The 19,474-nt window shown below is 55.9% G+C and carries 29 protein-coding genes and 1 pseudogene; 29 read left to right on the top strand and 1 reads right to left on the bottom strand.

Translation table 11 applies throughout. The annotated features are described in order from the left end of the window. The 29 genes and pseudogenes from ACR0AH_RS18980 to rpmD form a co-directional block, all read left to right on the top strand. Window positions 1–182, top strand: a 182-nt coding sequence (locus tag ACR0AH_RS18980; protein WP_480459566.1) for an EF-Tu C-terminal domain-related protein, incomplete at its 5' end; no start/stop codon positions are given. Between the two features lie 238 nt (window positions 183–420). Next, window positions 421–2,133 (top strand): amidohydrolase, encoded by a 1,713-nt coding sequence (locus ACR0AH_RS18975; RefSeq protein ID WP_480593246.1) that lies wholly within the window; start codon window positions 421–423, stop codon window positions 2,131–2,133. 27 nt (window positions 2,134–2,160) lie between these two features. Beyond that, window positions 2,161–2,304 (top strand): annotated as a pseudogene (locus tag ACR0AH_RS18970) (EF-Tu C-terminal domain-related protein); the annotation flags it as partial. A 222-nt stretch (window positions 2,305–2,526) separates the two neighbouring features. Beyond that, window positions 2,527–3,405, top strand: coding sequence for a hypothetical protein (locus ACR0AH_RS18965; protein ID WP_480593244.1), 879 nt, complete (start codon window positions 2,527–2,529; stop codon window positions 3,403–3,405). Window positions 3,406–3,585: 180 nt separating this feature from the next. Continuing rightward, entirely contained in the window at window positions 3,586–3,900 is a 315-nt protein-coding gene (rpsJ, locus tag ACR0AH_RS18960) for a 30S ribosomal protein S10 (RefSeq protein ID WP_008756422.1), read from the top strand. 18 nt (window positions 3,901–3,918) lie between these two features. Beyond that, complete coding sequence (gene rplC, locus ACR0AH_RS18955) at window positions 3,919–4,644, top strand: 50S ribosomal protein L3 (RefSeq protein ID WP_480593242.1); 726 nt, start codon at window positions 3,919–3,921, stop codon at window positions 4,642–4,644. Continuing rightward, complete coding sequence (gene rplD, locus ACR0AH_RS18950; RefSeq protein WP_010437039.1) at window positions 4,641–5,258, top strand: 50S ribosomal protein L4; 618 nt, start codon at window positions 4,641–4,643, stop codon at window positions 5,256–5,258. Before rplC ends, rplD begins: the two co-directional genes overlap by 4 nt. Next, window positions 5,255–5,551: a 50S ribosomal protein L23 gene (locus ACR0AH_RS18945; RefSeq protein WP_010437040.1), complete on the top strand. Its 297-nt coding sequence runs from the start codon at window positions 5,255–5,257 to the stop codon at window positions 5,549–5,551. The genes rplD and ACR0AH_RS18945 overlap by 4 nt, the downstream gene beginning before the upstream one ends. Beyond that, window positions 5,548–6,180, top strand: a complete 633-nt coding sequence (locus ACR0AH_RS18940; RefSeq protein ID WP_170515965.1) for a hypothetical protein — start codon at window positions 5,548–5,550, stop codon at window positions 6,178–6,180. Before ACR0AH_RS18945 ends, ACR0AH_RS18940 begins: the two co-directional genes overlap by 4 nt. Window positions 6,181–6,431: 251 nt before the next feature. Beyond that, window positions 6,432–7,466 (top strand): fatty acid desaturase, encoded by a 1,035-nt coding sequence (locus tag ACR0AH_RS18935; protein WP_480593240.1) that lies wholly within the window; start codon window positions 6,432–6,434, stop codon window positions 7,464–7,466. Window positions 7,467–7,773: 307 nt separating this feature from the next. Beyond that, window positions 7,774–8,616, top strand: a complete 843-nt coding sequence (rplB, locus tag ACR0AH_RS18930) for a 50S ribosomal protein L2 (protein ID WP_008757664.1) — start codon at window positions 7,774–7,776, stop codon at window positions 8,614–8,616. 3 nt (window positions 8,617–8,619) lie between these two features. After that, window positions 8,620–8,898 (top strand): 30S ribosomal protein S19, encoded by a 279-nt coding sequence (gene rpsS, locus ACR0AH_RS18925; protein ID WP_010437056.1) that lies wholly within the window; start codon window positions 8,620–8,622, stop codon window positions 8,896–8,898. 3 nt (window positions 8,899–8,901) lie between these two features. Continuing rightward, window positions 8,902–9,282 (top strand): 50S ribosomal protein L22, encoded by a 381-nt coding sequence (gene rplV, locus ACR0AH_RS18920; protein WP_039538267.1) that lies wholly within the window; start codon window positions 8,902–8,904, stop codon window positions 9,280–9,282. Beyond that, complete coding sequence (rpsC, locus tag ACR0AH_RS18915; protein WP_008758042.1) at window positions 9,282–9,992, top strand: 30S ribosomal protein S3; 711 nt, start codon at window positions 9,282–9,284, stop codon at window positions 9,990–9,992. The genes rplV and rpsC overlap by 1 nt, the downstream gene beginning before the upstream one ends. A 12-nt stretch (window positions 9,993–10,004) precedes the next feature. After that, window positions 10,005–10,418 (top strand): 50S ribosomal protein L16, encoded by a 414-nt coding sequence (rplP, locus tag ACR0AH_RS18910; RefSeq protein WP_039538270.1) that lies wholly within the window; start codon window positions 10,005–10,007, stop codon window positions 10,416–10,418. Window positions 10,419–10,578: 160 nt separating this feature from the next. Beyond that, the gene (locus tag ACR0AH_RS18905) at window positions 10,579–11,127 is read left to right on the top strand and encodes an amino acid synthesis family protein (RefSeq protein WP_170733972.1); all 549 of its coding nucleotides are present in this window, start codon (window positions 10,579–10,581) and stop codon (window positions 11,125–11,127) included. Window positions 11,128–11,167: 40 nt separating this feature from the next. Further along, complete coding sequence (locus ACR0AH_RS18900; protein WP_480593239.1) at window positions 11,168–11,788, top strand: 2OG-Fe(II) oxygenase family protein; 621 nt, start codon at window positions 11,168–11,170, stop codon at window positions 11,786–11,788. A 54-nt stretch (window positions 11,789–11,842) separates the two neighbouring features. Next, window positions 11,843–12,625, top strand: coding sequence for an SDR family NAD(P)-dependent oxidoreductase (locus ACR0AH_RS18895; protein WP_480593237.1), 783 nt, complete (start codon window positions 11,843–11,845; stop codon window positions 12,623–12,625). A 272-nt stretch (window positions 12,626–12,897) separates the two neighbouring features. Continuing rightward, window positions 12,898–13,104 (top strand): 50S ribosomal protein L29, encoded by a 207-nt coding sequence (gene rpmC / locus ACR0AH_RS18890; RefSeq protein ID WP_039538276.1) that lies wholly within the window; start codon window positions 12,898–12,900, stop codon window positions 13,102–13,104. A gap of 4 nt (window positions 13,105–13,108) precedes the next feature. Beyond that, entirely contained in the window at window positions 13,109–13,339 is a 231-nt protein-coding gene (rpsQ, locus tag ACR0AH_RS18885; protein ID WP_008757253.1) for a 30S ribosomal protein S17, read from the top strand. Window positions 13,340–13,414: 75 nt separating this feature from the next. Next, window positions 13,415–13,783: a 50S ribosomal protein L14 gene (gene rplN / locus ACR0AH_RS18880; RefSeq protein WP_008757934.1), complete on the top strand. Its 369-nt coding sequence runs from the start codon at window positions 13,415–13,417 to the stop codon at window positions 13,781–13,783. Between the two features lie 2 nt (window positions 13,784–13,785). After that, entirely contained in the window at window positions 13,786–14,097 is a 312-nt protein-coding gene (gene rplX, locus ACR0AH_RS18875) for a 50S ribosomal protein L24 (protein ID WP_010437096.1), read from the top strand. Beyond that, window positions 14,090–14,650 (top strand): 50S ribosomal protein L5, encoded by a 561-nt coding sequence (gene rplE / locus ACR0AH_RS18870; protein WP_170392897.1) that lies wholly within the window; start codon window positions 14,090–14,092, stop codon window positions 14,648–14,650. The genes rplX and rplE overlap by 8 nt, the downstream gene beginning before the upstream one ends. 19 nt (window positions 14,651–14,669) lie before the next feature. Then, entirely contained in the window at window positions 14,670–14,975 is a 306-nt protein-coding gene (gene rpsN / locus ACR0AH_RS18865) for a 30S ribosomal protein S14 (protein WP_010437098.1), read from the top strand. Between the two features lie 13 nt (window positions 14,976–14,988). Next, window positions 14,989–15,381, top strand: coding sequence for a 30S ribosomal protein S8 (gene rpsH / locus ACR0AH_RS18860; protein WP_010437099.1), 393 nt, complete (start codon window positions 14,989–14,991; stop codon window positions 15,379–15,381). A gap of 11 nt (window positions 15,382–15,392) precedes the next feature. Continuing rightward, entirely contained in the window at window positions 15,393–15,926 is a 534-nt protein-coding gene (gene rplF / locus ACR0AH_RS18855; protein ID WP_010437101.1) for a 50S ribosomal protein L6, read from the top strand. Window positions 15,927–15,937: 11 nt separating this feature from the next. Next, window positions 15,938–16,297 (top strand): 50S ribosomal protein L18, encoded by a 360-nt coding sequence (gene rplR / locus ACR0AH_RS18850; protein ID WP_170392895.1) that lies wholly within the window; start codon window positions 15,938–15,940, stop codon window positions 16,295–16,297. Window positions 16,298–16,413: 116 nt separating this feature from the next. Beyond that, entirely contained in the window at window positions 16,414–16,983 is a 570-nt protein-coding gene (gene rpsE, locus ACR0AH_RS18845) for a 30S ribosomal protein S5 (RefSeq protein ID WP_155148691.1), read from the top strand. A 12-nt stretch (window positions 16,984–16,995) separates the two neighbouring features. Then, window positions 16,996–17,184: a 50S ribosomal protein L30 gene (gene rpmD / locus ACR0AH_RS18840; RefSeq protein ID WP_039538297.1), complete on the top strand. Its 189-nt coding sequence runs from the start codon at window positions 16,996–16,998 to the stop codon at window positions 17,182–17,184. A gap of 127 nt (window positions 17,185–17,311) precedes the next feature. On the opposite strand, the gene ACR0AH_RS18835 is transcribed toward rpmD, so the two are convergent. Beyond that, window positions 17,312–19,213 (bottom strand): DUF3604 domain-containing protein, encoded by a 1,902-nt coding sequence (locus tag ACR0AH_RS18835; RefSeq protein WP_480593235.1) that lies wholly within the window; start codon window positions 19,211–19,213, stop codon window positions 17,312–17,314. Window positions 19,214–19,474 lie beyond the last annotated feature (261 nt).

Raw genomic sequence — 19,474 nt, 5'->3', positions numbered from 1 at the left:
CAACTGACGTGACCGGCACCGTGACCCTGGCGGCGGGCACCGAGATGGTTATGCCCGGCGACAACGTCGGCTTCACCGTCGAGCTGATCGCGCCCATCGCGATGGAAGACGGCCTGCGTTTCGCCATCCGCGAAGGCGGCCGCACCGTCGGCGCCGGCGTCGTCTCGAAAATCATCGAGTAATTCGCGTAAGCGAATATACAAAGAAAGGGCGTCCCTCGGGGCGCCCTTTTTCGTTTTTGCCTAAGCCAACAGTAATGCTAACTTCTTTCGTATTGAGACATTGCAATTAGAAAGAGGTCATAAGATGCACTTTTGGGCGCGTTCAGTTTGTCTTGTCGCAGCAATTGCTTTCTCATCTACCTCTGCGTCCTCACAACAGATTGCGGATCGGATCTATTTGGGCGGGCCAATTGTAACGATGAACGATACGGCTCCGTCCGCCGAAGCTGTCGCAGTCAAAGACGGGCGCATTCTTGCGGTTGGGTCGCTATCTGACTTGTCGGCGCATCAGGGTGAGGAAACCGAAACTTATGATCTGGAAGGGCGCGCGATGCTTCCGGGTTTCGTTGATAGCCACGGACATGTCGTCATGGGCGGCTTGCAGGCCCTGTCCGCTAACCTTCTTGCGCCACCGGACGGGGATGTCATTGATATCGCCAGTCTGCAATCCACGCTGACTGACTGGGCCGAGGAGAATGCGCAAGCCGTTGAGCAGGTCAAAATGATCATCGGCTTTGGTTACGACAATGCTCAATTAAGGGAACTCCGTCACCCAACACGACAAGAGCTGGACATTGTGTCTGAGGACTTGCCGGTCGTCATTATTCATCAGTCTGGGCATATAGGTGTCGCAAACTCGAAAGCTTTGGAATTGGCTGGTATAACGGCGGCTTCCGAAGCACCTCCGGGCGGGGTGATCCAACGCGATGAGGCCGGAGAGCCAAACGGTGTTCTGGAAGAATACGCGTTCTTTTCGGTTCTCGTTCCCTTGCTGGGAAATCTGGGTGAAGAGGGTCTGGCAGCATTTGCCCGAGCTGGAACCGACCTTTGGGCAAAGTTTGGATATACGACCGGGCAGGAAGGCCGATCATCAGGTCAGATTGTCGAGGTTCTCAGGAAAGTTGCTGCGGAAGAAGCTCTTCCAATCGATGTAGTAGCCTTCCCGGATGTTCTTGAGTCGAAAGAGTTTATTGGTGCGAACACTTCGAAAAGCTACGAAAACAGGGTTCGGGTCGGGGGCTGTAAACTTACAATTGATGGCTCGCCGCAAGGTTTCACCGCTTTAAGGGATCGACCCTATTATGATCCGGTTGGGAACTATGCTGCCGGCTACGCAGGATACGCAGCCATCACGATTGAGCAACTCCAGGACGCGGTGAATTGGTGTTACGACAACGATTTCCAAATCCTCGTGCATTCCAACGGTGAAGGGGCATCTGACATGCTGATTGCTGCACTAGAAGAGGCACAGATCAAGTATGGCGATCCCGGCAACCGCCCCGTTCTGATTCACGGTCAGTTCCTTCGAGAGGATCAGGTCGCAAGCCTTAAGCGCCTTGGTGTGTTTCCGTCGCTCTTTCCGATGCATACGTTCTATTGGGGCGATTGGCACCGGGATCATACTGTCGGGCCGATAAATGCGGAAAATATTTCGCCTACAGGATGGCTGCACGAGCGTGGCATGATGTTCGGCACGCATCACGATGCGCCGGTCGCCTTTCCGAACAGCATGCGTGTTCTCGCCGCGACGGTAACCCGCCGCACACGGTCTGGTGACATTTTGGGCCCCCATCAAAGAGTCGACGTTATGACCGCCTTGAAAGCCATGACAATCTGGCCCGCCTGGCAGCATTTTGAAGAAGACGAGAAGGGGTCTATCGAAGTTGGAAAAGTCGCGGACTTTGTGATTTTGTCGGACGATCCTACTGCCGTCGATCCGGAAACACTGGCGGAGCTTGAAGTGCGTGTAACGATTAAAGGCGACGAGGTGGTCTATGAAGCGGAAGGCGATGTCAGAGAGGGAAATCTGCAATTCTCGCCATTTTCAAATGACCCTGTGATTGCACACCTTTTCATGCACGCGGTCTATCAAGGCATGAAGGTTGAAGCCCCGTGGCTTGTTAGGAACTAGCCTGTGGGTTTTGGGAACTGAGACGTCACCGAATTGGTTTTATCCGGCGACAGCGTTAGCTTCACCGTTAAGCTGATCGCGCCGATCGCGATGGAAAACGGCCTGCGCTGCGCTATCCGCGAAGGCAGCCGCTCCGTCGGCGCCAGCGTCGTGTCGAAAATCGTCGAGTAGTCACGGTAGGCCGGGCTTCAGCCCGGCACATCGGTGAACTAAAGAAGGCCGTCCCTTGGGGCGGCCTTTTTTACATTGCTAAGAACATTTTGATGATCTACTCAAGAGAGAGTTGCCGTAAGCTCAGGGTTGAGCCCCGCCTTCAAGTAGCTCTAAATGCTCCTTTAAAGTGGACGGGTGCGTTCGAGTCGCACGCGGCATCATGTTTTTCGCGAGAACGCTATGTACGAACTGAACAGAACACTGGCGCGGCGGGCGTTCAAAGAAATGCTGGGTCAAGCTAACCATTTCCTGATCACAATTTTGGTCGGTTTGAACGGAGTTAGATCGGGCCGTGCGGGTATTGAGAAAGAGTTCCACACAAGCTGGAATCCACAATCTGTCCCGCGATCAGCGGATCGAAGTAGAGAGTTCGTCTTAGACCTTGCCTTGGTTCGCGCAATTGACGCGTTTGATACATATATGATGACGACTGTTCGCAAACCGTGCGCGCTTTCAGAATCTGATTTTCTAACTAAAATGAATGCGACTGGCCAAAGCGTAGCGAGGCGGCTTGAAGTTTTCGACGAACGACTTGCTCCTTTGCCGCGCCACCAAAAAGCGGCACTTTCAGTTGCCATTGATTGGCGAAATAGACGGGTTCACAGCCTTTCAACGCCTTCGTTGGATAAGCGCACAGCCAGACTACTTTTGGGTAACTCAAAAACGTTTTCAAGTGAGTATAGTGGCTTGAAAATTGAAGAATTTGTTTCTCATTTCAAAGCTGGTTCACCTCCAACCTTTAAAGAGGCAGCATCGATAATCCGAATGGTTCACGAAGCAGTTGAACATTACGATCAGTATTTGCTTCGACATGTTCCAATCGAGAGCTACCTGAAAACTGCACTTCTACAATTTTTGAGCGCTGGTGTATCGAGCCCAGCAAATGGTATTCACAAGACTTGGAACAGCCCCAAAAAAGAGCGCAAAGTTAAACGTCTTTTGAGAATGGTAGGAGTGAACGAAACTGAGCAGGCTACAGGTAGAAAAGTACCCGATGATTTTGTTCAGCAGCTGATAACTCTTCGAAGCAATGAAGTATTGGAATTTCTTCAGGTGTGACAGTCTATTTATTGGAGACAGTAGAATTGCCCTTGCCAAACCCCACCAACCCCACTAATACGCGCGAGTTCTCAGCAAGAACATCAAGGCGGGGTGATTCCCGCCTTTTGGGTTCGATGAGGGTTGGCGATGCGCGTCTGTCCTCCTCTCAACCTCAACGCCTGATAAAAGGCTATATCTATGCAAAGCCAAAACATCCGTATTCGGCTGAAGGCATTTGACTATCGCGTTCTGGATGCCAGCACGCAAGAGATCGTCAACACTGCCAAGCGGACCGGCGCGAACGTGCGCGGCCCGATCCCGCTGCCGAACAAGATCGAGAAGTTCACGGTTCTCCGTGGCCCTCACGTTGACAAGAAATCCCGCGACCAGTTCGAGATCCGTACGCACAAGCGTCTCTTGGACATCGTTGATCCGACCCCCCAGACCGTTGACGCGCTGATGAAGCTCGACCTCGCTGCTGGTGTGGATGTCGAGATCAAGCTGCAGTCGTAAGATCGGAGGGTATAGATTATGCGCTCTGGTATTATCGCAAAAAAAGTTGGCATGACCCGCCTGTTCATGGAAGACGGCAAGCAGATCCCTGTGACCGTTCTTCACCTGGACAACCTGCAGGTTGTTGCACAGCGCACCGCTGACAAAGACGGCTACACTGCCGTTCAGCTGGGCGCCGGTGCTGCCAAAGCAAAACGCACCTCGAAGGCCATGCGCGGTCACTATGCCGCTGCCAAGGTCGAGCCCAAGCGTAAGCTGGCCGAGTTCCGCGTCTCCGAAGATGGCCTGATTGATGTGGGCGCCGAGATTTCGGCAGAACACTTCCTGAAAGGTCAGAAAGTTGACGTTTCGGGCACCTCGATCGGTAAAGGCTTTGCCGGTGCAATGAAGCGCTGGAACTTTGGCGGTCTTCGCGCCTCGCACGGTGTTTCGATCAGCCACCGTTCGCACGGTTCGACCGGTCAGTGTCAGGACCCGGGCAAGGTGTTCAAAGGCAAGAAGATGGCCGGTCACATGGGCGCTGCCCGTGTAACCACCCAGAACCTGGAAGTCGTCAAAACCGACGCCGACCGGAACCTGGTCTTCATCAAAGGCGCCGTTCCCGGACCGAAATCGGGCTGGGTCACCGTCAAGGACGCCGTCAAGAAGAAAGCACCGGAAGGCCTGCCTTTCCCGGCTGCTGTGAAATCGGCTGCAACCGAAGCACCTGCGGAAGAAGCCCCCGCGGAAGGTGGTGAAGCATGAAACTTGATGTAATCAAACTGGACGGCGGCAAAGCCGGCAACATCGAGCTGGATGCGGACCTGTTCGGCCTCGAGCCGCGCGCGGACATCCTGCACCGTGTGGTCCGTTGGCAGCGCAACAACGCGCAGGCCGGCACCCACAAGGTCAAGACCCGCTCGGAAACCAGCTACTCGACCAAGAAGATCTATCGCCAGAAGGGCACCGGTGGCGCACGCCATGGTGACCGTAACGCACCGATCTTCCGTGGTGGTGGTATCTACAAAGGCCCCGTCGTGCGTTCGCACGGCCACGACCTGCCGAAGAAGTTCCGCAAGCTTGGCCTGCGCCACGCTCTGTCGGCAAAAGCCAAGGCAGGTGAACTGGTCGTAATCGAGAACGCCGAAGCCGAAGGCAAGACCGCCGCTCTGGCCAAACAGGTTGCAAACCTGGGCTGGAAACGCGCTCTGGTCATCGATGGCGCGACCGTGAACGAAGGGTTCCTGAAAGCGTCCAAGAACATCGAAGGTCTGGATATCCTGCCGTCGATGGGCGCAAACGTCTATGACATCCTCAAGCGTGACACTCTGGTGCTCACCAAAGCGGCTGTCGAAGCACTGGAGGCTCGTCTGAAATGAGCGCGAAGGCAGAACACTACGACGTGATCCGCAAGCCGGTCATCACCGAAAAGTCGACCATGGCGTCCGAAAACGGCGCGGTTGTCTTTGAAGTGGCGATCGATAGCAACAAGCCGCAAATCAAAGAGGCCGTTGAGGCTCTGTTTGGTGTGAAGGTCAAAGCGGTGAACACCACCGTGACCAAAGGCAAGGTCAAGCGGTTCCGCGGCCAGCTGGGCCGTCGCAAAGACGTCAAAAAAGCATATGTGACCCTGGAAGAGGGGAACACCATCGACGTGAGCACCGGTCTTTGATCCGACGCTTACTGCGACTATTCACGGCCCCGGCGGTTCAACCCGCCGGGGCCGATTTCGTTTCAGACCCTGAAACTGCCCGTGCGCAGGTGTTGGAGAAGATGCGGGCTTTCAGCGCCGAGCCCTATTTTCAGATCGCCGATGAAAAGCTGGGGCTTTTGTCGGTTTTCGACGATCTGAAATACGACCGGGCGGATGTGGACATGATCTCTCCGGCGATGCGCAATCATGTGGTCGATAAGCTTGGTCCGCTGGGGTTTCGCCAGACCTCGGGTACGGTGTTGGAACACGTCGAGGCCGAGATGCGTGTGCACATCCCCAAGTTCCACGCCCTCGGTGCGTCGCCCTTCGACATCACGCGCTATACTGAGAAACGTCCGCAGGATTACTGTCTCCTTACGCCCACACAGGTGGCCTGCCAGTACGTGGATCACTACGTGCTGGACGAAGCGGTGCAGCGGATCGAGGCGTTAATTACGAAGCACCCTATCAACCTGCTCAAACTGGCGGATTATCTGGAAGGGAAACCCAAGCACCGCGCATTTCGCGAGGTTTTGGGTCATATCAAACTCAAGCAACGTATCGCGGTAGAGTCTGAGCCGCTCTGCAGAAGGCGGTCGTTGGGGTAAGAGTTGCGTTGACTCATCAGAAACGCGTCAGAAGCACGTGCAACCCTGGAAGAGAGACCACACATCGATATATCCGGCGGTCCGTGATTGGACGCGTCTTTGGGGAGAGGTAAGTGGCGTGCTCATGGGGGTTGTTCTTACGCGGCGACACAAAAATTTGAGCACTAAACTCTCATATTTTGCACAATTCGCTTGCTATGTCGCGCGGGTAGTCTATCCGGCTTCCAACAAGCAAAAGACATGGCAGGCGCATGACCGAAACCTCTCTCTCGACCCGGGAAAACCCGGATAGAACTGCCGCGCGGGATTGGGTTTCGACGCTTGCCAAATACCGCGAACCTAATCAATGGCGCAGTTCCTTTGAGCTGGGTGTCAGCATTATCCCATTCTTTGTGCTTTGGGCGCTGTCCTGGATGGCATTATCCATCAGCTACTGGCTGGCATTTGCCATTGCGGTCCTGAATGCGGCCTTCCTGCTGCGCCTGTTTGCGATCCAACACGATTGCGGGCACGGGGCGTTCTTCAAGAACCGGACAGTCAGCGACTGGGTTGGACGGGTGATCGGGGTGCTGACCCTTACACCCTATGATGTCTGGCGCCGCACTCATTCTTACCATCACAACAGTTCGGGTAACTTGGACAAGCGGGGAATGGGGGATATCCACACGCTGACAGTGGCTGAGTACCAATCCAAGTCTCCCATGAACCGGTTCTGGTATCGCGTTTACCGCAATCCGGTCACACTGTTCGTACTTGGTCCCGGCTATTTGTTCCTGCTCCAAAACCGTCTGCCCTTGGGTTTAACTGGTAGCGCTCGGTTCTGGGTCAGCGCGATGGGTACCAATATAGCTATTCTGACCGCCCTTTTTGCTGTCTACTACTATGGCGGCTTGATGCCGGTCCTATTGATTTTTCTGCCCTCAACCCTGATTGCGGCAACTGCAGGTGTATGGCTGTTTTATGTTCAGCACCAATTCGAAGAAACGCATTGGGAATCGGACAAGGATTGGCAGTTGCACGAGGCGGCCCTGCACGGAAGCTCGCATTATATTCTGCCGCCGGTGCTACAGTGGTTCAGTGCCAATATCGGCATCCACCACGTGCACCATCTGTACAGCCGCATTCCGTTCTACCGCCTGACCGAAGTGCTGCGCGATCACGACGAGTTGGCAAACAGCAACAGGATGACCATTCGTGAGAGCATTGCCAACGCGCGGTTGCACCTGTGGGACGAAAAACACCGCCGCCTGTTGTCCTTCGCCGAGGTTCGCGCATTGTATCAGTGAGTGGCAAGTTACCTGAGTTCTTCCGGCCGAATAAGTAATACCCACTGATCGCGCGACTTGCGAAATTGAAACCTGGGGCAAATGCTGCGGTGACTTTTTCTTTGGTCTCCATAAGAATCTTGGGCCGCACCCTATAGACACCCATCCCCAACACTGCTACACGCTCCCAATCTTGCGGCCTCGGATTCGTTCCGGGGCCTCTGATATTTGTAACCGGGGACCTTCGGGGCCCTATACCCTTGGCACCTACGGGGGCCTATCACATAGCGGGGAAATCCCTGCACTTGCTAAACGGAAGACAGAAAGCATGGCACTCAAGTCGTACAAGCCGACGACGCCGGGCCAGCGCGGGCTGGTGCTGATCGACCGTTCGGAGCTTTGGAAAGGACGTCCGGTCAAGTCTCTCACAGAGGGTTTGACCAAATCGGGCGGCCGGAACAACACCGGACGGATCACTTCACGCCGCCGCGGCGGTGGCGCAAAGCGTCTCTACCGGATCGTTGACTTCAAACGGAACAAATTTGATGTCGCGGCAACCGTCGAGCGGATCGAATATGACCCGAACCGGACCGCATTCATCGCACTGGTAAAATACGAAGACGGCGAGCAGGCATATATCCTGGCTCCGCAGCGTCTGGCTGTTGGTGACAAAGTCGTGGCATCCGCCAAGGCCGACATCAAGCCGGGCAACGCAATGCCCTTCTCGGGCATGCCCATTGGTACCATCGTCCACAACATCGAGATGAAGCCTGGTAAAGGCGGTCAGATCGCACGTGCGGCCGGTACTTACGCTCAGTTCGTTGGTCGCGATGGCGGCTACGCTCAGATCCGTCTGAGCTCGGGCGAGCTGCGCATGGTCCGTCAGGAATGCATGGCCACCGTTGGTGCCGTGTCCAACCCCGACAACAGCAACCAAAACCTCGGTAAAGCCGGTCGTATGCGCCACAAGGGCGTTCGTCCGTCGGTTCGTGGTGTTGCAATGAACCCGATCGACCACCCGCACGGTGGTGGTGAAGGTCGTACCTCGGGTGGCCGTACGCCGGTTACTCCGTGGGGTAAGGACACCAAGGGTAAGCGTACCCGCAACAAGAACAAAGCGTCCCAGAAGCTGATCATCCGCTCGCGGCACGCCAAGAAGAAGGGACGTTAATCTATGTCTCGCTCTGTTTGGAAGGGTCCTTTCGTCGATGCTTACGTGCTGAAAAAAGCCGAAGCAGCGCGCGAGTCGGGCCGCAACGAAGTCATCAAGATTTGGTCGCGTCGTTCCACCATTCTGCCCCAGTTCGTGGGTCTGACCTTTGGTGTGTACAACGGCCATAAGCATATCCCCGTCAACGTCTCGGAAGACATGATCGGTCAGAAGTTCGGTGAATACTCTCCGACTCGTACCTATTACGGTCACGCCGCTGACAAAAAAGCGAAGCGGAAGTAAGTCATGGGCAAGGAAAAGAACCCCCGCCGCGTGGCTGAAAACGAAGCAATGGCGAAAACGCGCATGCTCCGTACTAGCCCGCAGAAACTGAACCTGGTTGCGCAGATGATCCGTGGCAAGAAAGTTGAGAAGGCTCTGACTGACCTGACTTTCTCGAACAAGCGTGTCGCGCAGGACGTCAAGAAGTGCCTGCAGTCTGCAATCGCCAACGCCGAGAACAACCACAACCTGGATGTCGACGAACTGATCGTCGCCGAAGCCTGGGTTGGCAAGAACCTGGTCATGAAGCGCGGTCGTCCGCGTGCCCGTGGCCGTTTCGGCAAGATCATGAAGCCGTTCTCGGAGATCACCATCAAGGTGCGTCAAGTTGAGGAGCAAGCCTAATGGGACATAAAGTCAATCCGATCGGCATGCGCCTTCAGGTCAACCGCACCTGGGACAGCCGCTGGTACGCCGACACCAAGGACTACGGTGATCTTCTGCTGGAAGACCTCAAGATCCGTGAGTTCATCAACAAAGAGTGCAAGCAGGCCGGTGTTGCCCGTGTGATCATCGAACGTCCGCACAAGAAGTGCCGCGTTACGATCCACACTGCACGTCCCGGTGTCATCATCGGCAAGAAAGGTGCAGACATTGAAGTTCTGCGCAAAAAGCTTGCTCGTATGACCGACAGCGAACTGCACCTGAACATCGTCGAAGTGCGCAAGCCCGAGCTTGACGCGCAGCTGGTTGCCGAGTCCATCGCTCAGCAGCTGGAACGTCGTGTTTCGTTCCGTCGCGCCATGAAGCGCTCGGTTCAGAACGCCATGCGCATGGGCGCCCTGGGTATCCGGGTGAACGTCGCTGGTCGTCTGGGCGGCGCCGAAATCGCACGGACCGAGTGGTACCGCGAAGGCCGCGTGCCTCTGCACACCCTGCGTGCCGACATCGATTACGCACATGCCGAAGCGATGACTCCTTACGGGATCATCGGGATCAAGGTCTGGATCTTCAAAGGTGAGATCATGGAGCACGATCCGCAGGCACGTGACCGTAAAGCACAGGAACTCCAGGACGGCCCTGCACCTCGTGGTGCTGGTGGCGGTCGTCGCTAAGGAGGGAAAGATATGCTTCAACCAAAGCGTACTAAATTCCGCAAGATGCACAAAGGCCGGATCAAGGGGCTCGCCAAAGGCGGTTCCGATCTGAACTTTGGCACCTACGGTCTGAAAGCACTGCAGCCCGAGCGCGTCACCGCGCGTCAGATCGAAGCTGCACGTCGTGCCATGACCCGTCACATGAAACGTCAAGGCCGCGTCTGGATCCGGATCTTCCCGGATACTCCCGTGACCTCGAAGCCGACCGAAGTCCGTATGGGTAAAGGTAAAGGCTCCGTTGACTTCTGGGCCGCGAAAGTAAAGCCCGGTCGTGTGATGTTCGAAATTGACGGCGTCAATGACGACATCGCCCGCGAGGCCCTGCGCCTGGCCGCGATGAAGCTGCCGATCAAGACCCGCGTTGTGGTCCGCGAAGACTGGTAAGCGATTGGGGCTTTGATCCCACTCGTTACAAGAATGACCCTCGTCGGGAAACCGGCGGGGGTTTTCTTTTGGTTCGGCAGCCCGTGCTTCGTGGATCGTGAAAAACGTCGACCTCCCTCTGCCGCACCACTAGGCTAGCTTGCAGGAATGGGAGGGCCCTATGGTTCAGCTACGCAAAAAGATGCTCATTAAGGAAGTCATAACCAACGACCAGTTGGGCCAACCTTGTGATCCGATCAGTCGAGTCGCAGCGATGGCGGTGATGCAGAACCCTTTGGCCGGGCACTTCTCGGACGATCTTTCAGAGTTGTTCGAGATCGGCGCCATTCTGGGCCCGGAACTCGCCGCTGAGGCAGTTTCTCAGCTTGATGGGCCGCCGGTTTCGTACGGCAAAGCCGCGCTTGTCGGCATGAACGGCGATCTTGAGCAGGGCGGGGCGGTGATCCACCCCAAACTCGGTGCGCCCATGCGCGCTGTGGTGGGCGGAGGTGAGGCGGTGATACCGTCCAACGCCAAGCTGGGCGCGCCGGGTTGCGCGATTGATCTTCCGCTGGGGCACAAGGACAATCCGTGGTCGTTCGATCATTTCGACACGATGACGCTGAACATCCCAGATGCGCCGAAACCGGATGAGATCGTGCTGTGCCTCGCCTATGCCGACGGAGGTCGCCCGATACCACGCTGTGGCAAAGGACCCATCAAGACCTAAGCGGCTGGTCTTGCCGAGAGGGCTGGGGTATGCCCAGCCCATGGCACAGATTGAATCACTCTTCGTCACCCGTCTCTATCGCGCAAACTTGTCCGAATTCGATCCCAGGATCGACGCGGAGGAATTGGAAAGTTCATGCCTTGTTATTGCTGAAGATGATGAGGCCGGGCAGGACTGGTGTGAAGCGAACGCATATCCCGGCTACACCAGTTATGCTTCGCTGACCGATTTGCCTTGGCGATTTCCGATATTTGCCGATCTTGTCAAAGTGCTGGATCAGCACGTCGCGGCTTTCGCCAAGGATTTGGAGTTTGATCTGGACGACCGCGCGTTGAAGCTTGAGGATCTGTGGATCAATATCCTGCACGAGGGCGGAATGCATGCCAGTCACCTGCACCCTCACAGTGTCATTTCGGGCACGACCTATGTGTCCATGCCGGAAGGGGCCAGTGCACTGAAACTGGAAGACCCGCGTTCGGGCCGTATGATGGCCGCCCCGACGAGGCTGAAAGGCGGGCGTCGGGAATTACAGCCTTTCATCTACATGAAGCCACAGGTGGGCGACGTCCTGCTGTGGGAAAGCTGGCTGCGCCACGAGGTGCCGATGAATATGGCCGAGGACGAGCGGATTTCTGTTAGCTTCAACTATAAATGGGAGTGAAGCGTCTTAAAGCGTCAAGGTGAAAGCGCTCCAGTTACTTCGTCGGAGGATACTATGACCAAAACAGCTCTCGTCACAGGCGCATCATCCGGAATTGGTCGGGAATTGGCACGTTATCATGCGTCGCGAGGCGGCAATCTGATCATCAGTGCGCGACGCGGAGATGCGTTAGATGCCCTCAGATCAGAGCTTGAGGCAGCCCACGATGTTACTGTCACAGCCATTCCGCTTGATCTGGGTGCTGTTGGAGGCGCGGAAAAACTTTATGAGGCCGTCAAGTGCAAAGACCTGACGGTCGACTACCTGATCAACAATGCTGGATTCGGAGGGCATGGGGCTTTTTTGGATCGCCGCCTTTCGGACGATCTGGATATGATCCGGCTGAACGTCGAAGCCCTTGTCTCTCTGTGTCATCTGTTCGGCACGGATATGATCAGTGGCGGTGGCGGAAAGATACTGAATGTCAGTTCGACTGCGGCGCATATGCCGGGTCCATTGCAGGCGACCTATTTTGCCACCAAGGCCTATGTTTCGAGTTTCAGTCAGGCGCTCGCGGAGGAGCTGAAAGGTAAGGGCGTCACTGTGACGGCGCTGGAGCCGGGCTATGTCGTGACCGAATTTGCTGCTGCGGCAAATATTGAGGGCACGAAGCTTGTTGCCCAAAAAGGGGCGACCGCTGAGGCCGTGGCCAAAGTCGGCTATGACGCCATGATCGATGGGAAGCTCACGGTGATCAACGATAAGTCGCTCGCGTTTGTGCTGGGTTGGGTCATGCCGTTGCTGCCGCGACGCGCGCGCCTGAAAATGGTTCGGAAAATGCAGGAGAAAGGTGCCTGAGCACTTGGCCGCGTTTGTCGGGATCCAGAAAGGTCGCAGTAGTGATCTGCTGCCCGGTTTCAGAGGGCGGCGGTAATTTGGAAACAGGTAGTTTCATCTGCCCGAACACGGTTTGAAACTTTCCCTTGCCACCCACCCCCCAAACCCTTATACGGCGGCATCCTACGGTCTCCCGGCGTTGTCGGGCGATTCGTATGTCTATCATTCATCCACCAGGTCAAAGGTGACCCTGTAAGGGGGCCTTCTGGTGTTTTGAGCAAAGGAAAAAGGCGATGAACGCCCAAGAACTGCGTGACAAGACCCCGGACCAGCTCCGCGAGGAACTGGCCAACCTGAAGAAAGAAAGCTTTAACCTGCGCTTTCAACAGGCAACCGGTCAGCTGGAAAACACAGCCGGTATCAAAGCGGCCCGCCGCAATGCTGCCCGCGTCAAAACCATTCTGAACCAAAAGGCCGCTGCTGCGGCATCCGAGGAGTAATCAGATGCCCAAGCGTATCCTGTCCGGCACCGTAACCAGCGATGCCAACGAACAGACCGTAACCGTATCCGTTGAGCGCCGCTTTACGCACCCGGTTCTGAAGAAAACCATCCGTAAGTCCAAGAAATACCGGGCTCACGATGAAAAGAACGCCTTCAAGGTCGGCGACACCGTACGCATCATCGAATGCGCGCCGAAATCGAAGACGAAACGTTGGGAGGTTCTGGAGGCGTAAGCCCCCAGGACTTTTCATTTGTCGAAACCCTGGGGGATTTAACGAGACCAGCCCCCACAGGTCGGGAGAAACCACATGATCCAGATGCAGACCAATCTGGATGTCGCTGACAACTCCGGCGCACGCCGAGTTCAGTGCATCAAGGTCCTGGGTGGTTCCAAGCGTAAATACGCCTCCGTAGGCGACATCATTGTCGTCTCGGTGAAGGAAGCCATCCCGCGCGGCCGCGTGAAGAAAGGGGACGTCCGCAAGGCCGTCGTCGTACGCACCGCCAAGGAAGTCCGTCGCGAAGACGGCACCGCGATCCGTTTTGATCGCAACGCCGCCGTCATCCTGAACAACAACAACGAGCCCGTAGGTACCCGTATCTTTGGCCCCGTTGTTCGCGAACTGCGTGGCAAGAACTTCATGAAAATCATCTCGCTGGCTCCGGAGGTGCTGTAATCATGGCTGCTAAACTCCGCAAAGGCGACAAGGTCGTCGTGCTGGCCGGCAAGGACAAGGGCAAAGAGGGAACTATCACCTCGGTTGACCCTAAAGCCGGTAAAGCTGTTGTCGATGGCATCAACATCGCCATCCGCCACACCCGTCAGTCGCAAACCTCGCAAGGTGGTCGCCTGCCTCAGGCAAACCCGATCGAGCTGTCGAACCTGGCACTGCTGGACAAAAACGGCAAAGCAACCCGCGTTGGCTTCCGCATGGAAGGCGACAAGAAGGTGCGCTTCGCCAAGACCACAGGGGACGTGATCGATGCTTGATAACGCAACCTACACCCCGCGTCTGAAAGCTCAGTACGCCGAAACCATCCGTGCCGCTCTGAAAGAAGAGTTCGGCTATAAGAACGACATGCAGCTGCCCAAGCTGGAAAAAATCGTTCTGAACATCGGTTGTGGTGCTGAGGCCGTCAAAGACTCGAAAAAAGCGAAAGCTGCTGTCGAGGATCTGACTGCGATTGCTGGCCAGAAGGCCGTTGCAACCAAGGCGAAGAAGTCGATCGCGGGTTTCCGCGTCCGTGAAGACATGCCGCTGGGTGCGAAAGTGACCCTGCGCGGTGACCGGATGTACGAATTCCTGGATCGTCTGATCACTATCGCGATGCCTCGCGTTCGTGACTTCCGCGGTGTGAAGCCGTCTTTCGATGGTCGTGGCAACTTTGCCATGGGCATGAAAGAGCACATCGTGTTCCCGGAAATCGACTTCGACAAGGTCGACGAGGTCTGGGGCCTGGATATCGTAATTGCCACCACAGCGAAAACCGACGCTGAAGCAAAGGCATTGTTGAAAGCATTCAACATGCCGTTCAACGCGTAAGCGCCGGGAGGATTGAGACATGGCTAAAAAAGCAATGATCGAACGCGAGAAGAAGCGCGAACGCCTGGTGGCCAAATATGCCGCGAAGCGTGCCGAGCTGAAAGAAATCGCGAATGACGAGAGCAAGCCGATGGAAGAGCGCTTCAAAGCGCGTCTGAAACTGGCGAAACTGCCGCGCAACAGCTCGGCTACCCGTCTGCACAACCGTTGTCAGCTGACCGGTCGTCCCCACGCTTACTACCGTAAGCTGAAGGTCAGCCGTATCGCGCTGCGCGAGCTGGGTTCTGCTGGTCAGATCCCCGGCATGGTGAAATCGAGCTGGTAAGGGAGACATAGATATGAACGATCCTATCGGCGATATGCTCACCCGTATCCGCAACGCGCAAATGCGCGGCAAGTCCACCGTTTCCACCCCGGCTTCCAAGCTGCGCGGTTGGGTTCTGGACGTGCTGGCGGACGAAGGTTACATCCGTGGCTACGAAGCGACGACCGGTGAAAACGGTCATCCGGCCATCGAAATCAGCCTGAAATACTACGAAGGCACCCCTGTTATTCGCGAACTGAAGCGGGTCTCGAAGCCCGGTCGTCGCGTATACATGGGCGTCAATGACATCCCGCAGGTCCGTCAGGGTCTGGGCGTGTCGATTGTCAGCACTCCGAAAGGTGTGATGTCGGACGCAAACGCTCGCTCCAACAATGTTGGCGGCGAAGTGCTCTGCACCGTCTTCTAAGGAGGTCTGCAATGTCTCGTATTGGTAAAAAACCGGTCGAGCTGCCCAGCGGCGTTTCCGCCTCTGTGTCGGGTCAGACCATCGAAGTGAAGGGTCCGAAAGGCACCCGTAGCTTCACCGCAACCGATGACGTAACGCTGTCGGTCGAAGACAACGTTGTGCAGATCAACCCTCGTGGGATGTCCAAGCGCGCGCGCCAGCAGTGGGGCATGAGCCGCACTATGGTTGCCAATCTTGTTGAAGGCGTGACCAACGGCTTCAAAAAAGAGCTGGAGATCCAGGGTGTTGGTTACCGGGCACAGATGCAGGGCAACACCCTGAAGCTGAACCTGGGTTACAGCCACGATGTTGATTTCACTGCTCCGGAAGGTGTCACCATCACCGCGCCGAAGCAGACCGAGATCGTTGTGGAAGGTATCGACCAGCAGCAGGTGGGCGAAGTCGCGGCCAAAATCCGCGAATGGCGCCGTCCCGAGCCGTACAAAGGCAAGGGCATCCGCTACAAGGGCGAGTTCATCTTCCGCAAAGAAGGCAAGAAGAAGTAAGGACGCAAACAATGGCAAACAGCAAAAGAACCCTGTTTCTGAAGCGCCGCCTGCGCGTTCGGAACAAACTTCGCAAGGTCAACGCGGGTCGTCCGCGTCTGTCCGTACACCGTTCGAACAAGAACATCTCTGTTCAGCTGATCGACGACGTACGTGGCGTGACCCTGGCCGCAGCCTCGACCCTGGAAAAGGATCTGGGCGTTGTGGGCAAGAACAACGTCGAAGCGGCCACGAAAGTGGGCGCGGCCATCGCCGAGCGTGCCAAGAAGGCAGGCGTCGAAGAGGCCTATTTCGATCGTGGCGGCTTCCTGTTCCACGGCAAAGTGAAGGCTCTGGCCGACGCTGCGCGTGAAGGTGGTCTGAAGATCTAAGACTTGCGGGCAGCTTCGCGGCTGCCCCGATGATCCGGGGGCCTCGGCAGCAGTCGGGGCTCACTTGGATTGAACAAACGGCGCCGAGAAGCGCCACATGAGAAAAGGGATGCCAAATGGCAGAACGTGAAAACCGTCGGGGCCGTGGCCGCGATCGTGAAGAAGCGCCGGAATTTGCAGATCGTTTGGTCGCAATCAACCGCGTGTCGAAAACCGTAAAAGGTGGTAAGCGCTTTGGCTTCGCCGCTCTGGTGGTTGTCGGCGATCAGAAAGGCCGCGTCGGCTTTGGCAAAGGTAAAGCGAAAGAAGTACCTGAGGCCATCCGTAAGGCAACTGAGCAAGCCAAGCGTCAGATGATCCGCGTGCAACTGCGTGAAGGTCGTACTCTGCACCACGACATCGAGGGCCGTCACGGCGCCGGTAAAGTGGTTATGCGCACCGCACCTGAAGGTACTGGTATCATCGCCGGTGGTCCGATGCGTGCTGTGTTCGAAATGCTGGGCGTTAAGGACGTTGTTTCCAAGTCGCTGGGCTCGCAGAACCCGTACAACATGATCCGTGCCACCATCAACGGCCTGCAAAAAGAGCAGAGCCCGCGTTCGGTTGCCGCACGTCGCGGTAAAAAGGTCGCCGACATCCTGCCCAAGCGGGACGAAGCACCGGCTGCTGCCGAAGCAGAAGCGTAAGGAGAGCGAACAATGGCAAAAACCATCGTCGTCAAGCAGATCGGTTCCCCGATCCGCCGCCCCGCCGAACAGCGCGCAACCCTGATCGGCCTGGGCCTGAACAAGATGAACCGCACCCGCGAGCTGGAGGACACTCCTTCGGTCCGCGGCATGGTCAACAAGATCCCGCATCTGGTTGAGATCATCGAAGAGCGCGGCTAAGCGCAGTCTTTTTTTGAGAATTGAAAGGCCCTCGAAAACTCGGGGGCCTTTTTTCGTGTTTGCGATTATGTTTGTCTGCTGCGAGCCCAACGCAGCTATAAAACATGAGCGCGTTTGCGGTGAAGTGTTACCCCTCCGGAGTGTACCAAATGGGCGAAGTATAAGCCCGTTCTTGTGTGGATGTAGGTACTTCTTCAGGTAGTTCGTCGCCGAACCGAATAGCTTCGTAAACCGTCCATCGCGGCGTGGGGATTTCCAGCACGCGCGCGTAGTAAAAGGCTTTTTGTCCCGGATCAAACTCGGGATCAGACCAGACGGTTATCAATTCCGGCGATCCGATTGAATTCGTGAACGTGCCGGTTTCGACGTCCACGGTATTGCCGACAGGCGGTAGCTTGCCATCGGCACCGATATCCCGATCGCCGGACCAGACGACATCAAAAACCTTTTCTTGTGTCTCACCGGCTTCTGTTAGCCAGCCCTTGACTATCTGAATACGATCCAGATTACCCGAGTACGGATCCTTGAGTGCAGCGACGAGAAAATTCGGCGCAAAGGCATCACCGGGCGCTTCCGGTAGATCTGCCCCCATCGGTACGCCTTTGCCATACCCAATCTCCGCAGGAAGCCGCGATTGAGCATCGTGTTCTTCGAAATCCCATCCCCCGAAGAAACGTACCGTGATCCGACTACCCGTTGTGCCATATACTTCCTTGCGTTCCATTGCGTCGAAAATAGATGCTCGCGTATTTTCCTTGGCCCAAACCGCCGCATAACCAGAGGCAGCCATCTGCCAGCCCAGAATTCTGGTCGCTTCAAACTCGCCGACAACATGCTGCCAGCGCCCAGGCTCAGGTTCCACGCCTGAGTGCTTACCAAAAAAGTTATCTTCCTGGGCTGTCGCCAAGGCCGTGTGACTGTCTGTGGATCCCACGACACCGAACTTGTAAGGGTTGGTCCCAAGCTGCGTCTCAAGCTTCAATCCATTTTTTAAAGCCTCGCGAGCATACTCGTACTGCAACATCCAGTCTTCTTTGGGGACAGGGCCAAGGTTTGCGACGTCCCATGTTTCGTAATCTGCAAACTCGTCATTTGGGCTCAGGAACGGGTGGGCCTCGCCGTCGCCTTTGATCTGAGTAATCTCATACAGTGGCTCCCATTTGGCGCGTCTTTCCGCGTAATCTCCTGTGAGCGGTTCGCCGGTATCGGGGTTTGTCTCGACAGGAAACATCAAACCATTGGAAACATTTCCGTTGTGCGCCAATGCAAGGACGCGCCCGCCTGTCGTTTCTTCGTATCTTTCCATCCAATCCCACAGATCTTCAGGATTGAAAGTCTCGGCAGTCGTAAACGGCAACATTTGCCGCGCCCGAATTTTGTCGTCCCTATAGATGACATTACGGTGCAAGTTGTTACCACCCTCTGTCGACGTCCATTCGTAGCCGATAAACGCTGTGAACGATCCCGGTTGATCATAGGCATCTGCAGTTTCCGTAAAGTCATCCCAAACCGACTGTACAAAACGACGGTCCGCAATAGCCTCTGGCAAAGCTTCACCGGTAATTCCGGCGAAAGTTTCGATAACCTCCATTGTCGCTCCAAGGGCCACATTGCCTCCTTGGTTCAACCTGTCGTTCCAATCGCGTAAAGTTGGGTCGCCCATCAAAGTTGCGTTCCCCGCGACGATCTCGTTCATCGCCCCCATCGCGTCTGAATGGTCTGAAACAACGAGCCAATCGAGCGGGCGAGACAACTTCGCCCGTAGGCCGTGAGAAGTAGTTACTTCTTCTCCACGTGCAAACCGAAACGCGTCTGAAGGCGAAAGAAGTACACCAAACGCACGCGCGTCAAGTGAGAGCGATGTATGCAAGTGGGTGTCGCCCCAAAGAGGTCTAGTTGGAAAGTCACGTCCCGCATAAGGCGAAAACGCATCTGATGCAGGGGCATGCATGTCGGCCTCCGAGATGGTCATTTCACCAACTTGCCCACCCTCGGCGGTTTCTTGTGCCCACGCAGAGGTAGATGACATACAAAGCCAAATAAATAAGGTCGCACTGAAAGGAATTTTCATGGCTATATTCCCTGCTAATCAGACTATAACTTATGCGACCATTCTCATATGCTTGCTGTCAATCTCGTTTTTGTTTCCGCGAGGAGCATCTGTGCTTGATTGAATTTGTGTGTAACTACCCGAATCCGTCGCCGCAGCTTAGTCTCGTATACCGCGAAATCAAACAGCGGCTTTGCCTGCTGAGCGGACACTCGGTGCATTCAGAGTAGCAGGTGGACC

The sequence above is a fragment of the Ruegeria sp. AM5 genome, assembly GCF_056540645.1.
The sequence above is the reverse complement of the archived record's forward strand: the minus strand, read 5'-3'. Positions and strand labels throughout refer to the sequence as shown.

Bases quoted from the DNA above. Each gene is read 5' to 3' on its own strand.
- ACR0AH_RS18900 (WP_480593239.1), top strand. From the start codon at position 11,168: ATGGCACAGATTGAATCACTCTTCGTCACCCGTCTCTATCGCGCAAAC.
- rplR (WP_170392895.1), top strand. From the start codon at position 15,938: ATGGCAAACAGCAAAAGAACCCTGTTTCTGAAGCGCCGCCTGCGCGTT.
- ACR0AH_RS18935 (WP_480593240.1), top strand. From the start codon at position 6,432: ATGACCGAAACCTCTCTCTCGACCCGGGAAAACCCGGATAGAACTGCC.
- ACR0AH_RS18945 (WP_010437040.1), top strand. From the start codon at position 5,255: ATGAGCGCGAAGGCAGAACACTACGACGTGATCCGCAAGCCGGTCATC.
- rpsS (WP_010437056.1), top strand. From the start codon at position 8,620: ATGTCTCGCTCTGTTTGGAAGGGTCCTTTCGTCGATGCTTACGTGCTG.
- rpsE (WP_155148691.1), top strand. From the start codon at position 16,414: ATGGCAGAACGTGAAAACCGTCGGGGCCGTGGCCGCGATCGTGAAGAA.
- rpsJ (WP_008756422.1), top strand. From the start codon at position 3,586: ATGCAAAGCCAAAACATCCGTATTCGGCTGAAGGCATTTGACTATCGC.
- rplP (WP_039538270.1), top strand. From the start codon at position 10,005: ATGCTTCAACCAAAGCGTACTAAATTCCGCAAGATGCACAAAGGCCGG.
- ACR0AH_RS18965 (WP_480593244.1), top strand. From the start codon at position 2,527: ATGTACGAACTGAACAGAACACTGGCGCGGCGGGCGTTCAAAGAAATG.
- ACR0AH_RS18895 (WP_480593237.1), top strand. From the start codon at position 11,843: ATGACCAAAACAGCTCTCGTCACAGGCGCATCATCCGGAATTGGTCGG.
- rplF (WP_010437101.1), top strand. From the start codon at position 15,393: ATGTCTCGTATTGGTAAAAAACCGGTCGAGCTGCCCAGCGGCGTTTCC.
- rplE (WP_170392897.1), top strand. From the start codon at position 14,090: ATGCTTGATAACGCAACCTACACCCCGCGTCTGAAAGCTCAGTACGCC.
- rplB (WP_008757664.1), top strand. From the start codon at position 7,774: ATGGCACTCAAGTCGTACAAGCCGACGACGCCGGGCCAGCGCGGGCTG.
- ACR0AH_RS18975 (WP_480593246.1), top strand. From the start codon at position 421: ATGAACGATACGGCTCCGTCCGCCGAAGCTGTCGCAGTCAAAGACGGG.
- rpsH (WP_010437099.1), top strand. From the start codon at position 14,989: ATGAACGATCCTATCGGCGATATGCTCACCCGTATCCGCAACGCGCAA.
- ACR0AH_RS18835 (WP_480593235.1), bottom strand. From the start codon at position 19,213: ATGTCATCTACCTCTGCGTGGGCACAAGAAACCGCCGAGGGTGGGCAA.
- rpmC (WP_039538276.1), top strand. From the start codon at position 12,898: ATGAACGCCCAAGAACTGCGTGACAAGACCCCGGACCAGCTCCGCGAG.
- rpsQ (WP_008757253.1), top strand. From the start codon at position 13,109: ATGCCCAAGCGTATCCTGTCCGGCACCGTAACCAGCGATGCCAACGAA.
- rpmD (WP_039538297.1), top strand. From the start codon at position 16,996: ATGGCAAAAACCATCGTCGTCAAGCAGATCGGTTCCCCGATCCGCCGC.
- rplC (WP_480593242.1), top strand. From the start codon at position 3,919: ATGCGCTCTGGTATTATCGCAAAAAAAGTTGGCATGACCCGCCTGTTC.
- ACR0AH_RS18905 (WP_170733972.1), top strand. From the start codon at position 10,579: ATGGTTCAGCTACGCAAAAAGATGCTCATTAAGGAAGTCATAACCAAC.
- rpsN (WP_010437098.1), top strand. From the start codon at position 14,670: ATGGCTAAAAAAGCAATGATCGAACGCGAGAAGAAGCGCGAACGCCTG.
- rpsC (WP_008758042.1), top strand. From the start codon at position 9,282: ATGGGACATAAAGTCAATCCGATCGGCATGCGCCTTCAGGTCAACCGC.
- rplD (WP_010437039.1), top strand. From the start codon at position 4,641: ATGAAACTTGATGTAATCAAACTGGACGGCGGCAAAGCCGGCAACATC.
- rplN (WP_008757934.1), top strand. From the start codon at position 13,415: ATGATCCAGATGCAGACCAATCTGGATGTCGCTGACAACTCCGGCGCA.
- rplX (WP_010437096.1), top strand. From the start codon at position 13,786: ATGGCTGCTAAACTCCGCAAAGGCGACAAGGTCGTCGTGCTGGCCGGC.
- rplV (WP_039538267.1), top strand. From the start codon at position 8,902: ATGGGCAAGGAAAAGAACCCCCGCCGCGTGGCTGAAAACGAAGCAATG.